Source organism: Candidatus Palauibacter sp. (genome assembly GCF_965197445.1).
In the GTDB taxonomy this organism is placed as follows: Bacteria; Gemmatimonadota; Gemmatimonadetes; order Palauibacterales; family Palauibacteraceae; genus Palauibacter.
The window spans coordinates 1,006,043-1,019,868 of record NZ_CBDANE010000005.1; the positions used below are offsets into that span (position 1 = coordinate 1,006,043).

9 protein-coding genes are annotated in these 13,826 nt (G+C 67.8%); 2 read left to right on the plus strand and 7 right to left on the minus strand.

Going from position 1 to position 13,826, the window contains the following annotated elements; all coding sequences use genetic code 11:
* Window positions 1-7 precede the first annotated feature (7 nt).
* The 6 genes from peaB to ACN9M6_RS11785 all read right to left on the minus strand — a co-directional run bounded on the left by peaB (window position 8) and on the right by ACN9M6_RS11785 (window position 8,187).
* A complete protein-coding gene (gene peaB / locus ACN9M6_RS11760; RefSeq protein ID WP_419163090.1) occupies window positions 8-1,447 on the minus strand; it encodes a quinohemoprotein amine dehydrogenase maturation protein in 1,440 nt (479 codons plus the stop codon).
* A complete protein-coding gene (peaA, locus tag ACN9M6_RS11765) occupies window positions 1,444-3,231 on the minus strand; it encodes a quinohemoprotein amine dehydrogenase subunit alpha (RefSeq protein ID WP_419163091.1) in 1,788 nt (595 codons plus the stop codon). The genes peaB and peaA overlap by 4 nt, the downstream gene beginning before the upstream one ends.
* Before the next feature lie 70 nt (window positions 3,232-3,301).
* Window positions 3,302-4,855: an NAD(P)/FAD-dependent oxidoreductase gene (locus tag ACN9M6_RS11770; protein ID WP_419163751.1), complete on the minus strand. Its 1,554-nt coding sequence runs from the start codon at window positions 4,853-4,855 to the stop codon at window positions 3,302-3,304.
* A gap of 6 nt (window positions 4,856-4,861) precedes the next feature.
* The gene (locus ACN9M6_RS11775; protein WP_419163092.1) at window positions 4,862-5,536 is read right to left on the minus strand and encodes a hypothetical protein; all 675 of its coding nucleotides are present in this window, start codon (window positions 5,534-5,536) and stop codon (window positions 4,862-4,864) included.
* Window positions 5,537-5,640: 104 nt separating this feature from the next.
* A complete protein-coding gene (locus tag ACN9M6_RS11780; protein WP_419163093.1) occupies window positions 5,641-6,666 on the minus strand; it encodes a peptidyl-alpha-hydroxyglycine alpha-amidating lyase family protein in 1,026 nt (341 codons plus the stop codon).
* 84 nt (window positions 6,667-6,750) lie between these two features.
* Complete coding sequence (locus tag ACN9M6_RS11785) at window positions 6,751-8,187, minus strand: HupE/UreJ family protein (RefSeq protein ID WP_419163094.1); 1,437 nt, start codon at window positions 8,185-8,187, stop codon at window positions 6,751-6,753.
* A gap of 249 nt (window positions 8,188-8,436) precedes the next feature.
* Between ACN9M6_RS11785 and ACN9M6_RS11790 the strand changes: the two genes are divergently transcribed.
* Together ACN9M6_RS11790 and ACN9M6_RS11795 are read left to right on the plus strand one after the other, a co-directional pair.
* The gene (locus ACN9M6_RS11790) at window positions 8,437-9,633 is read left to right on the plus strand and encodes a hypothetical protein (protein ID WP_419163095.1); all 1,197 of its coding nucleotides are present in this window, start codon (window positions 8,437-8,439) and stop codon (window positions 9,631-9,633) included.
* Between the two features lie 185 nt (window positions 9,634-9,818).
* Window positions 9,819-11,018 carry a hypothetical protein gene (locus tag ACN9M6_RS11795; RefSeq protein ID WP_419163096.1) on the plus strand — a complete coding sequence of 400 codons (1,200 nt, stop codon included), beginning with the start codon at window positions 9,819-9,821 and terminating at the stop codon, window positions 11,016-11,018.
* A gap of 33 nt (window positions 11,019-11,051) precedes the next feature.
* Here the strand turns inward: ACN9M6_RS11795 and ACN9M6_RS11800 are convergent, their stop codons facing one another.
* On the minus strand, window positions 11,052-13,814 hold the full coding sequence (locus ACN9M6_RS11800; RefSeq protein ID WP_419163097.1) for a TonB-dependent receptor: 2,763 nt from the start codon (window positions 13,812-13,814) through the stop codon (window positions 11,052-11,054).
* Window positions 13,815-13,826 lie beyond the last annotated feature (12 nt).

The following is a 13,826-nucleotide window of genomic DNA, read 5'->3' on the forward strand; positions in this document are numbered from 1 at the left end:
CCCCCGGTCAATGGTCGAAGCGGGCCAGGTACTCCGGGTTCCGCTCCGACAGCTCTCCGTAAATCTCCAGACACGTGTGCGTCCAGGTCCGCACCCAGGTGCAGAAATGCAGGTTGGGTGCGGTCGTCTCACCGGTCCGCGTGTATGCCTCGTGATAGCAGCCGCCCGAGCAAATAGGGCGAGCCCAGCACGTATGGCAGTCGGTCTTGTTCTTGACGTGGTGATCCTCGAGGAACTCCCGCTGGCGCTCGCGGTCGATCCCGTCCCGGACTGTCCCGAAGCTGTGGTCGTCGGAATAGGCGAAGCGGTGGCAGAGCGAAACGTCGCCTCCCGTCGTCACTCCCATGAGCCCGAGCCCGGCCCCGCACGGGTACGCCTTGCTCACGCCCTTGTGGATCTCTTCCAGCGTGTCCTTCACGTTGGAAAAGCCGTGGTGCCGGTTCTGCACCGCGTGCTCCAGCCAATCCCGCGCCAGTTCGTCGAACTGCCGCAGCATGCCGACGTATCCGTCGTCGGTGATCTCCCAGTCGCGGCCCGAGGAGGTCGTGACGGGGGCGAATCCCACCTCCCAGAACCCCATCTCGTCGATGAGGTGACGGTAGATGCGGTGGATGTCGAGGTTCTCGCGCGTGAGGGTGACGCGGGCCCCGATCGGGCGCGTCTTGTGCCGGCGGAGCAGTTCCTTGATCCGCGGGCGGACGGTCTCGTAGGAGCCCTTCCCGCTGTGGAAGACCCGCATCCGGTCCTGCATCTCCTGCGGTCCGTCGATGGAGACGGTCACGCCGATCTCGTTGTCCGCCAACCACTCGATGATGTCGGGGCGGAGAAGCGTGGCGTTCGTCGTGAGACTGAACTCGATCCGTTTCCCCTCTTCCTCGGCGCGGCGGCGGGCATAGGCCACTGTTTCCTGGAGTGTCGGGAAGTTGAGCAGCGTCTCGCCGCCGAAGAAGGTGAGGTGGGCGACTTCGAGCGGTCCCGACTCCTTGAGCAGGAACTCGACGCCGTCCCGCGCCGTCTCGTCCGCCATGAACTTGGGGTCATCCGTGCACGTCGTGTCGACGATCTTGTCCTCGCCGTACTCGTAACAGTAGGTGCAGGCGAGATTGCACTTGTTCGTGACGTTGAGGACCATCGTGGTGAGCGGAAACCCCTCCGGCGGCAGATCATTCACCACCTGCTCGGCGGGCGCTCCGGCCTCCCCGACGGCGCGGATGTGCCGGAGTTCGGTCAGCCCCTCCTGTACCCGGTCGACGGGATAGCGGTCGGAGAGGGAGTTCACGATCTCGCCCGGCGCGCGCGGACCGTAGCTCAGCAGATCCAGGATCCCCGAGGACGCCGCGTCGAGCCGGAAAATGCCGGCCGATGGGACGAGGTAGAGGAATTTTTCGCCTGCCGCCTCGAAGGTGTGAAACTCGCGGAGCGCCAGTTGATTGGGGGGTCGGATCATGGGATCAGCCTGCCCGTGGGTACGCCCTGCCAAGGGTCGAATTTGAGGTAGAGCGGCACTGTAACGATGAGATTGGCTCGGGCGCGGAGCGGCCTCCCCGGGCCCGCATCGGGATCTGCATCGGCGCCCGCGTAGGTCGCGACCACCCACACATCGCCGACGTTGTTGCGGTTACCCCGGCGGTCGTTGTTCGGGCCGTCGATGGCGGGTGTGAACGTTCCGTCCGGGCCGAGCGCCCCGACGTAGTCGATGTCGTCGTCGTCGAACGTGGCGGTGTACTCCTCCATGCTCCAGCTCACCGGCACGCGCCCGAGCCGGAGATCGTCCTCCGTATCCGGCTCGGCATCCGGGCCGTCGTCCCACCCGATGGCGTCGAAGGGCTGGAACCCCTTGGGGAAGTTGGCGCCGCCGATCCGGGCCATGCCCGCGCGCGGCAACACCTCGATGCGGTCCACCCCATCGTGGACCTGGAGTGCGCCGGGCAGGCTCACGCCGCCCACGAAGAGGTCGCGCCCGCCGACCGACGCATCGGCGTCGACCGCGAGGCGGAGCGTCACCCGGCTGGTATCGCCGCTCACGACGGCCTCGACGCGGACCCCGGGTCCGAAGTCGAAGTCTCCCGGTTCCGGGTTCGGGGGAAGGTTCACGCCGTGGACGCGGACCTCCGCGGACGCCGCGCCGGTGCGGAGCGCCCGGGGGTGCACGCCCGAAAGGACGGGCCCGCCGCTCACGCGGGTCAGCTTCACGTCGGGGCCGAACTCATCGTATGCGCCGGTGAACCAGCGGCCCGTCATCTCCTGCCAGCCGCGGTCGACCGTTATCACCTCGCGCAACTCGTCCAAGCCGCCGGGATTCGACCGCCCCCGCCACTGATAGCCGGTGTAGACGATGGACTGTCCGCTGCGGCGCACCTGTTGTCCGGACTCGGCGTAGCTGTACGACGCCGAACTGCGGAACTCGTCCGGCCCGTCTCCGGTCACGATCTTCACCGTGCCGAAGATCTGGCCCCTCCCGGGCTCGAATCCGGATAGCGCCCAGGTGCCGGCGAGGCGTGGCGAGCGCATCGACGCCGACCAGGCCGACCACTCCGGCGTCTCGAGGGGGAAGGTCTCGGACAGATGATCCACCGCCTCGTCCATGGGCTGCGGGCCGTCACCCTGCGTCCGGAAGGCCTGGAAATCGACGAGCGGATAGAGTCCGCGGTGCGTCGCCATCAGCAGTTCCCACTCTTCGCGGGTGCGCCGCTGGGTGATGACCCGGCCCATGCTGTGGCACTGGATGCACGTGTTCTCGACGTCGCGGTCCGCCTCGTAGACGTGGTCGATCAGCCGGCGTTCGACCTCGAACCGGCCCGGTTCCAGTTCTTCCGGGGCGAGTCCCTGGCGGTTCGAAAGGTAGCGAACGACCTCTCGGGCCTCCTCGGGATCGAGCGGGACGCCGTTGAGCGCGACCATGCGCCGGACCGACGTCTGCCACCCTTCCGGCGTCTTGCGTTCGTAGGAGATCCGGGACATCCGGTCCTGTTCGTCGCGCTCGTGGCAGCGCTGGCAGCGGCGAATGATGATCTCGTTGTCGATCGGGTAGCCGTCGTTCTCGTCGGGATGGATCGACGCTTCGGCAAAGCCGGAGACAGCGGCGGTCGGCATCCCCGGGGCGACTGGAGTGGTACGGGCGGCGACGAGCACCGCCACGCCGATGGCCAATCCGGCCGCCACCAGTGCGCGGTTGAAGCCGTGCCGCTCTCGAGCGGTGGGTGCATCCTGCCTGGACGCCTCGCTCTTCATCCATCCTCCATTCGTAACCGATTGATTGTGCGCCAATCGAGGTAGTCGCGCCAGTCCGAAACGGGAGTCTTCAACTCTCGGCAGGGTCGTCCCTTAGGTCGAGAAAACCGGCTCCGACGGCGAGGGCGAGGGCGGCGAGGAAGTCGGGCAGAGGCGCCGGAGCCCCCAGCCGGTTGTAGGCCTCGTAGATGTCGGGGACCTGGTCGGACGCCGGTGCCACGTCCACGAGTCGCCGGAGATCGACGTTGCGAACGTAGCGTGCGCCGGCCGGCAGCCGATCGGAAACCAGGTAGCGATCGAGCGCAATTCGGTCGTCGACCACTGCGGGACGCCGCACAGCTTCGAGTGCGGGCGACGGCCGGAGGTGTACCGAGGGGAGCGATCGGATCGTCTCGTACGCCGCTCCCGCCTCTGCGCTGCCCAGAAACGCCTCGGCCCGTCGCTCCGCGAGCGAACGGTCGCCGGGTTCCGTGACCGCGGGGGCGCCGGGCGTCGCGGCGGTTTCCGCAATGTCGGCGCCCGCTTTACGCGCGGCCGCGAGGCGCACCTGCCAGAAAGGGCGGTCGTCCGCGGCCGCGGCCTGCTCGAAAAAGGGAATGGAAAGCGCCCGGTAGGTGCGATAGACCTCCCGCTCACGGTCGTCATACAGCTCGCAGGCCGCCATGGCCATGGCGTCGTCTTCGAGCCCGGTGTGCGTCACGATCGCTGCGAGCCACGCGGAGGCGAGCGCCTTCTTGACGCCGTATGAGGAGAGGGGGTCGATGAAGGATCCGGCGTCGCCGACGAGGAGCATGCCCGGCCGGCCGTGCGAGGTCGAGCCGTACAGCGACGCGGGGCATGCCCGCACGGGCCCCGCCAGCCGACCCCCGGCGAGCCGCTGACCGAGCCGCGCCGCCTTGGCCAGCTCGGTGCGCCACATGCCTTCGAGGCCCAGTTCGCGGCGCAGGCCCGTACGGCGCGGGTCGACCATCGCCGTGACGCAGCGGGTCCGCCGCGAGGTCGGCACCGACCAGGCCCATCCATCCGAATAGCTCTCGATGAGCGTACAGCCCGGATCCGGCGCGGGGCGGTCAGGGTCCGCGGTCCAGCGGCCCACCAGGGCGAGTGTTGCGATCCCGCGTTCCCGGCTGCGGTACCCTCGCCGGGCAAGCACCCCTGCGCGGCCCGAAGCGTCGAGCACCCAACGCGCCCGGTAGCGCGCGGTCGCGGTCCCCACCCGCCAGCCATCGGGCTCGGCGGACGTCCGGATCACGGGCCCGTCCGTGCGCAGCCGCACACCCGCGTCGCGCGCCACGCCAAGGAATGCCGCCTCGAGCGTGGACCGATCGGCGTGGAAGCCGCGTTCGGCCGCGCCGAACCGCTCCGCTCGCCGCGGCATGCCGGCCCACCAGACGGTATTGCCTTCATTCGCCACGAGGCCCGCCGCGTCGAGGGCGTCGAGTGCCCCGACGCGCTCGAGGAGCTTCCGTGCCGATGCCGGGATCGACTCGGCGAGCCACTTCGCCGGCGGGGCCGGCCGGGTGACCAGCGCTACGTCATGGCCGACCCGCGAGAGCGACGCCGCGGCGGCGCAGCCGGCCGGCCCCCCACCGACGACCAGAACGTCGTACAGCTTGTCAGACAGGTCGGCTCAGCGCTCCCGCTGGCGCAACAACACCTCGCCGGCCGGCCCGTCCGTGGCGAAGCAGTAGAAACGTCCGTCTCCACCCGTGCCGCGTAGATTCTCGAGGCTGCAGCCGCGCGAACCGTGGGCATCGTTCCACGACGTCGGGTTCTGGCCGCCCCCCTGACGGTCGTGGTGTCCGACGAGCGCGCTGCCCTCGCCGCTCGACGTCCAGTTGCTGCACGTCGTGTCCCCGTCCGCGTCCGAAACCATCCCGTTCATCATGGCGCCGGTGAGAATGTCGTGCTGGTTCGGCTGGTCGCCGCGCCCGTTCACCTGCCCGCCGTTCTCCGTGAGAATCGTGGCCTTGGTCAAGTTGGGGCCGTTGCTGTGCAGGTGCTCGACGTCCCTCGCGATCATCGTGCCCGCGTGGTTGTACCACGGTCCGTCGCCGATCCGGTCGCGCGCGTTCACGCCGCCCGGGCCGGTCGTGCTCAGGTAGGCCCGCCACATCCGATCGGGCAGCCCCGCCGCCTCGGCCAGAGTTTCGCAGTACGCATCCGCTCCCTCGAGGCCGCCGAGGTCCGCGCCGTCGCCCGGATTCGAGCTGGTGATGAAGAAGCTGATGTTCTCGTCCTGCGCCGCCGCCGCGCTGGCGCCGAACGCGAGCAGGATCGCCATGAGGCTTGCTGTGCGTTTCATCTCTAACTCCTGTACTGGTTTTTGTCACCGTATGACCGCGCCGTCGCCCGCGCGCATCCCCCGCCCCCGCCGCGACTTCTTCCGCCGCCAGCGAACCGCTGTTGCTAGCGCCGGACGTACTTCCGCATTTGCCGGGGTCCGACTTCCGCCCCGTACAGGTTGCCGTGTGCATCGACCGCGATCCCCTCGGCTCCGCTCGTGCCCGAGGCGTCGGGATTGGGCTCGGGGTCGGGGATGAAGGCCGTCACCCACCCGGTCGTCGCGTCGCCGATGTAGATGCCGCGCAGCCATCCCTTGTTGCGGCGCGCGTTCGACTCCGAGTCCGTCGAGTACAGCACGTCGTTCTCGTCGATGAACAGTCCGCTCGGACGTCCGAACTGATACCAGGTCTCGAGGTGGTTCCCGTCCTGGTCGAAGATCTGGACGCGGCTGTTGCCCCGGTCGCCCACGAACAGGCGCCCCTGCGAGTCCATGGCGAGCGCGTGCGGGTCGCGGAACTCCCCGTTCGCCGTGCCCATGCGGCCCCACTCCATAAGGAAGCTGCCATCGGGCGCGAACTTGATGATGCGGTTGTTGCCGCCGGCGTCGTGGCCGTCCGCCACGAAGATGCTACCGTCCGGCGCCACGAGGATGTCCGAGGGTTTGTTGAAGTGGTTCGGCCCGTCACCGGCGACGCCCTTCTCGCCCAGCGTCATCAGGACGTCGCCCTCGGGGCTGAACTTGTAGATCACGTGTCCCCAGCCCTCCGGCACCGGCGCGTATCCCACAGCGTCGGCCACCCACACGCTGCCGTCGTCCTCAACGAACATCCCGTGCGGCCAGGCGATGAGGCCCGAGCCGAAGCTTCGCACGAGGTTGCCGGCGGTATCGAACAGCAGGACGGGGTCCACATCGCTCTCGACGCACAGGTTCGCACCGCAGCGCTCGCCTACCCAGATGTGCTCCCCGTCCGGGGCCGGGTAGACCGCGCTCGTAGCGCCCCAGCTTCGACCGTCCGGAAGCTGTCCCCAGCCATCCATCGCCATGTACGGGTTCGGCGCCGTCAACTGCGCCCCGAGCGCGCCCGCGCCCGCGCCGCTTGCTGCTGCTGCGAATACCGCGACGAGTCCGATTCGCCTTGCGCCTCGCATCCGCCCTCCTTCCGGTGTTGGGTTCGGTGACGATGGACGCCATCGAAAGGACGGGCAAGCGCGACCCCGCCTCGAAGCCGGGAACTACGAGACGTTCCCGCGGGAACGCGCCCAGCCCGCGCCGCCGCCCTTCGCCTTGGCCGCCAGCCGGCCGAAGGGGCCGCTGATCGCCCACGCCGCGCCCACGATGATGACAATGAGGGCCGCCCAACGCATGAGCGCGGTACCCAGTGCCGCGTCGAAGGCCGGCCATCGGAAGCGGTAGGCCATCAGCTCGGAACCGCGGTCCGTCATCCAGTGCCATCCCGTATGCGCGAGCAGCGCCGATCCGATGATGGTCCCCATCCGTTCTGGCACCACCTTCCGGAACAACAACTCGACCGCCGGGACAGCGAGGGCGACTACGAACAGTTGCCCCAACTCCACGCCGACGTTGAAGGAGAGCAAGGACGTGAGGAGGTGTCCGCCGGCGAACTGGAGCGACTCGCTGAGCGCGAACGAGAATCCGAAGCCGTGCACGAGCCCGAACCCGAATGCGAGCAGCCACCGCCTCCGCGGCTTCGCCCCCACGATGTTCTCGAGGGCCATGTAGACGATCGAGAGCGCGATGAGCGTCTCGATCAGCGGAGGAAACCAGAGCGCCCGCGGTGCGATCCCGAAGGCGGACGCGATGAGCGTGATCGAGTGCGCGATCGTGAATGAGGTGATGACCGGAACCAGCCCCCACAGCGTCCGCAGCGGGATGACGAGACAGAGGAGGAAGAGGAGATGGTCGATACCGTCGAGGATATGCGTGAAGCCGAGCGACACGAAGCGCAGCGCCGCCTGGTGCCAGCGGGGATCGAGGCGAACGAGCCCAGGGTCGCCGACGTACTGGAACGCGCGCTCCGGCCGGTCCGGCGGGCGCAGACGCAGCACCGTGACGGTGCGCAGACCGAGATGCGCGAAGGCCGGATCAATCGAGAAGCGGGACTCGTCCGATTCGATCTCGTACTCGAGCAGCACGTCGAGCAGGGCCTGCCGCCAAGGCAGTTGTAGCGCGGGATCGAGCGGCGGGTCGTCGAAATGCGCCAGCGCCGTCTCGTACGTGGCGAAGGAACGGTCCGAGGGGAGGGAGACCCTCGTGGCCGCGATCCGGGGCGTCCCCAGGCGCCGGTCCTCTTCAAAAAAGGCGACGTAGTCCGCGATCCAGAGTTGCGCCGCATCGGTCAGAAACGGACCTGCGGCCTCCAGGTCGAGATACCCGAGGCCGTACTGCGGGAACTCGATGTCGCGCATCGCCTCGAGCGGTGCTCGGACGAGAAAGCGGAGCCTCCGACTCTCCGGCACCACGAACGCCTGCACCGTGACATCCGACGGAATCTCGTGCAGAACGACACGAACGTCAGCGGCGGGACCGAGGTCTCCAGGGAGATCGGGCGCGGCACGGACCCCGTCGAGGATACCGGACAGGGCGAACAGGGCGAGCACGAAACCGCTCACCGTCATCGTCCGCCCACGCCGGTTCTCGCCTCGGTCCATCGTCGGCCTCTGTTCCAATGGAAGGGACACCGTCGACCCCAGGTCCTGTGCGGTACCGCAGGCCGCGTGGGAGATCGGCAACGTATCGACGAGAAATGCGAGACGCGACAGAGAGCCCCACAAGCGAAGGTTCACCGTGCCCGCGTCTCTCCGACACGACTCCGGTCCGGGAATCTCTGGACGAACGCGGAACGGATCGGTAGCGTGGTCAAGCGTGGCACGGTTCCGGATCGGCAAGGAGAGACAACCATGAACGGGAAGCGGCGAACCCTCATCTGCGGTGCCGTTGCCGGCGTCGTGATCGCGCTCGCGTGCGGCCAGGCGGCCATGGACGACGGAGCCCGGGCCAGCGAGGGGCAGGGGGTCGAGGCGCCGATGTTCGAAGTGGATCCCTTCTGGCCGAAACCCCTCCCGGATCACTGGGTGCTGGGGTCTGCGATCGGCGTCGGAGTGGACTCCCGCGACCACGTGTTCATCGTCCACCGCGGCAACCTCACCGAACGCACCGAAGGCGGGGCCGACGCGGATCCGCCGATCGGCGAGTGCTGCCGGGCCGCGCCCCCGGTGCTCGAGTTCGATCCCGAGGGCAACCTCGTCAACTCCTGGGGCGGTTCCTCCGACGAGTACGTGTGGCCCGCCTCGAACCACGGGATCACCGTCGACCACATGGACAACCTGTGGATCGGCGGCAACGGGCCGAACGACACGCACGTCCTGAAGTTCTCGCGCGATGGCGAGTTCCTCGCTTCGTACGGGGAGCCCGAAGCGGGGCCCGAGCCCGACAGTCACAGCGAGACGCGCTTCAATCGGGTGGCCAAACTGGCTTTCGACGGCGAGGCCAACGAGGCCTACCTCGCCGACGGGTACGGCGGACGCCGCGTGGCGGTGCTCGACGCGTCTACCGGCGCCTTCAAGCGCTACTGGGGCGCCTACGGGAACGCCCCGGACGACACGCGGACGCCTCCCTACGATCCGGACGCGCCGCTCATCCAGCAGTTCCGGACGCCGGTGCACTGCGCCGAACCCACGCCCGACGGCTTCGTGTACGTGTGCGACCGTCCCAACGACCGGATCCAGGTCTTCCAGAAGGACGGGACGTTCGTGGATGAGGTGCGGATCGCGCCGCGCACGCTGGGCGACGGATCCACCTGGGACATCGCCTTCTCCCGCGACGCCGACCAGAAGTACATGTACGTGGCCGACGGGAAGAACATGCGGGTCTACGTCATGGACCGTGCTTCGCTCGAGATCCTGACCAGCTTTGGAGACGGAGGGCGCCAGCCGGGCCAGTTCTTCGCGGTTCACAGCATCGCGACGGATTCGCAGGGCAACATCTACACGACCGAGACATACGAGGGGAAGCGGGTCCAGAAGTTCGTGTACATGGGTATGGGCCAGGTGTCCGCGGAGAACCAGGGTCCGCCCTGGCCGCGGGGTGAGCCATAGGACCAGTTTCCTGTCACCACGTCAGCACCGGACGGGGGCGCCTCGCAGGAGGCGCCCCGTTTTATTGCCGCCCCCTCGGACTGAGGGAGCGACGGTTGCCCGCGCCCGATCTCTGGACGGCGCGGGGACATGCCGAGTACGGTGGGGGGGTGCGGTAACGTCCAGATCAGCCCGGAGGGACAATCATGAACGGCAATCGGCGAACCCTCATCGGAGTTGTGATCGCGGGCGTCGTCATCGCGTTGGCGTGCGGTCAGGCGGCGATGGACGACGAAGCTTCGGCCGGCGCTGCACAGGGGTCCGAGGCGCCGATGTTCGAGGTGGATCCGTTCTGGCCGAAGCCGTTGCCGAATCACTGGCTGCTCGGATCGACCATCGGCGTCGGGGTGGACTCCCGCGACCACGTGTTCATCATCCACCGGCGCGCCTCAATCAATGCGGGCACCGAACTCGGGGCCGATGCCGATCCGCCGACGAGCGAGTGCTGCCGGGCGGCACCCGAGGTGCTCGAGTTCGATCCCGAGGGCAACCTCGTCGACTCCTGGGGCGGCCCCTCCGATGACTACGTGTGGCCCGCCTCGAACCACGGGATCACCGTCGACCACATGGACAACCTGTGGATCGGCGGCAACGGGCCGAACGACACGCACATCCTGAAGTTCTCGCGTGACGGTCAGTTTCTGGCGTCGTACGGACAGCCCGAAGCGGGGCCCGAACCCGACAGCCACAGCGAGACGCGCTTCAACCGGGTCGCCAAGGTGGCCTTCGACGCCGAAGCCAACGAGGCCTACGTTGCCGATGGCTACGGCGGCCGCCGCGTGGCGGTGCTCGACGCGTCGACGGGGACCTTCAAGCGCTACTGGGGCGCCTACGGCAACGCGCCGGACGACACGCCGACGCGGCCCTACGATCCGGACGCGCCGCTCCTCCAGCAGTTCCGGACGCCCGTGCACTGCGCCGACCCCTCGCTCGACGGTCACGTCTACGTGTGCGACCGCGCCAACGACCGGATTCAGGTCTTTCGCACGGACGGGACGTATGTGGATGAGGTCCGGATCGCGCCGCGCACGCTGGGCGCCGGATCGACCTGGGACGTCGCCTTCTCCCGCGATCCCGAGCAGAAGTACATGTACGTCGCCGACGGGTCGAATCATCGGGTCTACGTAGTGGACCGTGTCTCGCTCGAGGTCCTGACCAGCTTCGGGGACGGGGGCCGTCAGCCCGGCCTCTTCATCGGCGTGCACAGCATCGCGACCGACTCGGAGGGCAACGTCTACACGACCGAGACCTACGAGGGGAAGCGGATCCAGAAGTTCGTGTACATGGGCGTGGGCCCGGTGTCGGCCGAGAACCAGGGTGCGCCGTGGCCGGGCGGCGGACGGTAGTGCCCGCCACCTGGACGCCGAAGCCTCGGGCCGCTAGAAGATCGAAGCCTGGAGCCGCGAGTACAGATAGCGGCCGTTGAAGCCCATGCCGGAAGACGTGCGGTAGGTGAAGATCCCGCCGAACGTGTCGAAGCGGGTCGGGAAGGCGTCGAAGATGTTCTCGCCGCCGACCGTCAGCCGCCACCTCTCGTTGATTCTGTACGTCACTTCCGCATCGAAGGTGACCTTCGGCTCCAGCAGCCGGGAATCGTCGTCCTCGCCGCCGACGCCGAGTGCGATCAATTCCTGCTGCGCCCCGTAGTAGTTCGCGCCGAGGCCGAACCGGAACGCTCCGGTGCTCAGCCGCGTCTTGAACACACCGCGCCAGTCCGGGCGCCCCTCCTCCAGGAAGAACACGTCGAACTCGTCGTAGATGTCGAAGGCTTCTCCCGCCAGAACCGGGTTCTCCTTCACGCACGCCGTGATGTCGTCGCCCGGACAGCGTCCCCTGACCTGGCTCCAGTTGGCCGAAGCAATGAACTGGAACAGCGACGCTTCACCGATCATCTTTCGCCAGTTGAGCGCGGCGTCCAGCCCGTAGGAACGGATGTCGATCGCGTTCGAGAAGAAGCGGATCGACTCCGCCGCGAAATTGCTCAGCAGGTTCTTGATGAAGTCGCTGGAGAGCGAGTTCGACATCACGATGGCGTCATCGACGTCGGTGAGATACCCGTCCATGGTGAGGTGGAGATTGTCCGTCGGAGTCACCGCGATCCCGGCGCTGAACGAGCGCGCCTTCTCCTCGGTGAGCGGTACCGCGCCCACCGCCCGAGCCTCCGGTGCGTCGACCGGAAACTCGCCGACCTCGAAGCCGATCGGGTTGGTCGACACGTGGCCGTAGTGCGACTGGCTCAGCGCCGGTGCGCGGAAGCCCGTCGAAAAGCCGGTACGGAAGATGAAGTCCTCCGACGGCTCGAATCGGAACGCGACCTTTCCGTTCAGCGTGCCGCCGAAGTCGCTGTAGTTCTCGTAGCGCGTGGCCACGGACGCCAGGACGCCCGACCACAGGGGCGCCTCGAGTTCCCCGTAGACCCCGATGTTGGAGCGGTTCCAGCTTCCCGCCTGCCCGGGCCGATAGCCCGCGAACACCTGCGAGCCGGATGAGGCGATACCACCGCTCTGGTTCGGGTGGAACCCGTTGATGTACGAGCCCCGCTCACCCTGGATCACCTTGTAGATGTCATTCCGGAACGAGGCCCCCAACGCGAGGGTCGCCTCGCCTCCCGCCAGTCCCAGGTCGACCCTGCGCCACACGTCCGCGTTGAGCAGGAACTGGTTGTTCTCCAGGGATCCGACGTAGAAACGCATCGCGTTGGGGATCCCCGGATCGTCGGCCGTCCCGAGGACGCCGTCGCGACCGGGTGCGCAAGGCGTGTCGAGGCATGGGCCGAGCGAAGCGTTGTGCGTGTCGAAGATGTCGTTGTTCACGCGATTCGACCCGTACTGCGTGCTCAGATCCCAGCCCCAGCCCCCGTCGCGGCCTCCGCGGATCCCGGCGACGGCCGAGAGGTCCCGCGTGTCGGAATCGAACTTGGGCAGAAATCCGAGCGGGTAGATCTGCGGCCAGTTCCGATTTTCCAGGGAACGGCGATAAAAGCCCGAGTGCAGATCCTGGCGCTGGCTGTAGCCGCCGAACGCGTAGAACTCCGTCGCGTTCTCCGCATCGGACAGGGGCAATTCGAAGTTCGCGAAGAGCATGTAGCTCGTCGCCTCCCCATCACCCCAGAGGTGGTTCGGCTGCGTCACAGCGTTGTTCTTCCGGATGACGACCCCGCGGTCGACGAAATCGGCGTCCCCGGGGATGACCTGGTCACGGGCATCGGCTCCGGCGCGGTTCGTCGAGTCCCGCTGGCTGAAGGCCCCCGTGAGGTTGAGTACGCCTCGACTGCCGATTCCGATCCCCCAGTTCCCCGAGAAGTCGTAGCGCAGTCCGTCGTTCTCCCACTCGTCCGGGAAGTAGTTCCCGATGGCCGCGAGGAACTGGGGCGCCGACACCGTGTTCTTGAGCTGCATGTTGATCACGCCCGCGATCGCATCGGAGCCGTACTGTGCCGCTGCCCCGTCACGGAGAATCTCCATGCGCCCGATCGCCTGGATCGGAAAGGCGTTCATGTCCACGCCGCTCCCGCCGGGGAAGGCGCCGCCCCCGAAAACGTTCACGACGGCGGTCGAATGGCGCCGCTTTCCGTTCATGAGGACGAGGGCGTGGTCCGGCGCGAGCCCCCGGAGCTGGAACGGCCGCACACCCGAGGTCATATCCGAGATCTGCCGGCGCGGGAAGTAGATCGAGGGCGACAGTTCGTTCAGCACCGCCGCCATCTCGATCTGGGCGCTCTCGACGATCTGTGCGGCGGGATAGATGTCGACCGGAACCGCCAGTTCGTCCGCGGCCGTGTGCATGGCCCGTGACCCGACGGTCACGGTGAGGTCCCTCACAGAGATGGCAACGGCCCCGATCGTGAAGTCCTGGCGGGACTGCTGGCCCGCCTCCACCCGCACCTCCGCTTCGGCGGCGGCGAACCCGACGCTCTGTACGCGCACCGTCTGGGTCCCCGCAGGCACATTGTCAATGCGGTATCGGCCCGCCCGGGAGGTCAGCAACCCAAGGTCGGTGCCGACCACGCTGACCTGTGCACCGGCTAGCGGCCGCCCGTCGTCCGCGATCACGCGGCCGGCGATACTCCCCTGTCCTTCGACGACAGTTGGTGCCATCGCCAGCAGGAGCAGGACTCCAAGGCAAGGGAGCTTGTATCTCATGCTCGACTCTTT

Excerpts from the sequence above, each read along its gene's own strand:
- peaB (WP_419163090.1), bottom strand. The coding sequence starts at position 1,447 with ATGATCCGACCCCCCAATCAACTGGCGCTCCGCGAGTTTCACACCTTC.
- peaA (WP_419163091.1), bottom strand. The coding sequence starts at position 3,231 with ATGAAGAGCGAGGCGTCCAGGCAGGATGCACCCACCGCTCGAGAGCGG.
- ACN9M6_RS11775 (WP_419163092.1), bottom strand. The coding sequence starts at position 5,536 with ATGAAACGCACAGCAAGCCTCATGGCGATCCTGCTCGCGTTCGGCGCC.
- ACN9M6_RS11780 (WP_419163093.1), bottom strand. The coding sequence starts at position 6,666 with ATGCGAGGCGCAAGGCGAATCGGACTCGTCGCGGTATTCGCAGCAGCA.
- ACN9M6_RS11785 (WP_419163094.1), bottom strand. The coding sequence starts at position 8,187 with ATGGACCGAGGCGAGAACCGGCGTGGGCGGACGATGACGGTGAGCGGT.
- ACN9M6_RS11790 (WP_419163095.1), top strand. The coding sequence starts at position 8,437 with ATGAACGGGAAGCGGCGAACCCTCATCTGCGGTGCCGTTGCCGGCGTC.
- ACN9M6_RS11795 (WP_419163096.1), top strand. The coding sequence starts at position 9,819 with ATGAACGGCAATCGGCGAACCCTCATCGGAGTTGTGATCGCGGGCGTC.
- ACN9M6_RS11800 (WP_419163097.1), bottom strand. The coding sequence starts at position 13,814 with ATGAGATACAAGCTCCCTTGCCTTGGAGTCCTGCTCCTGCTGGCGATG.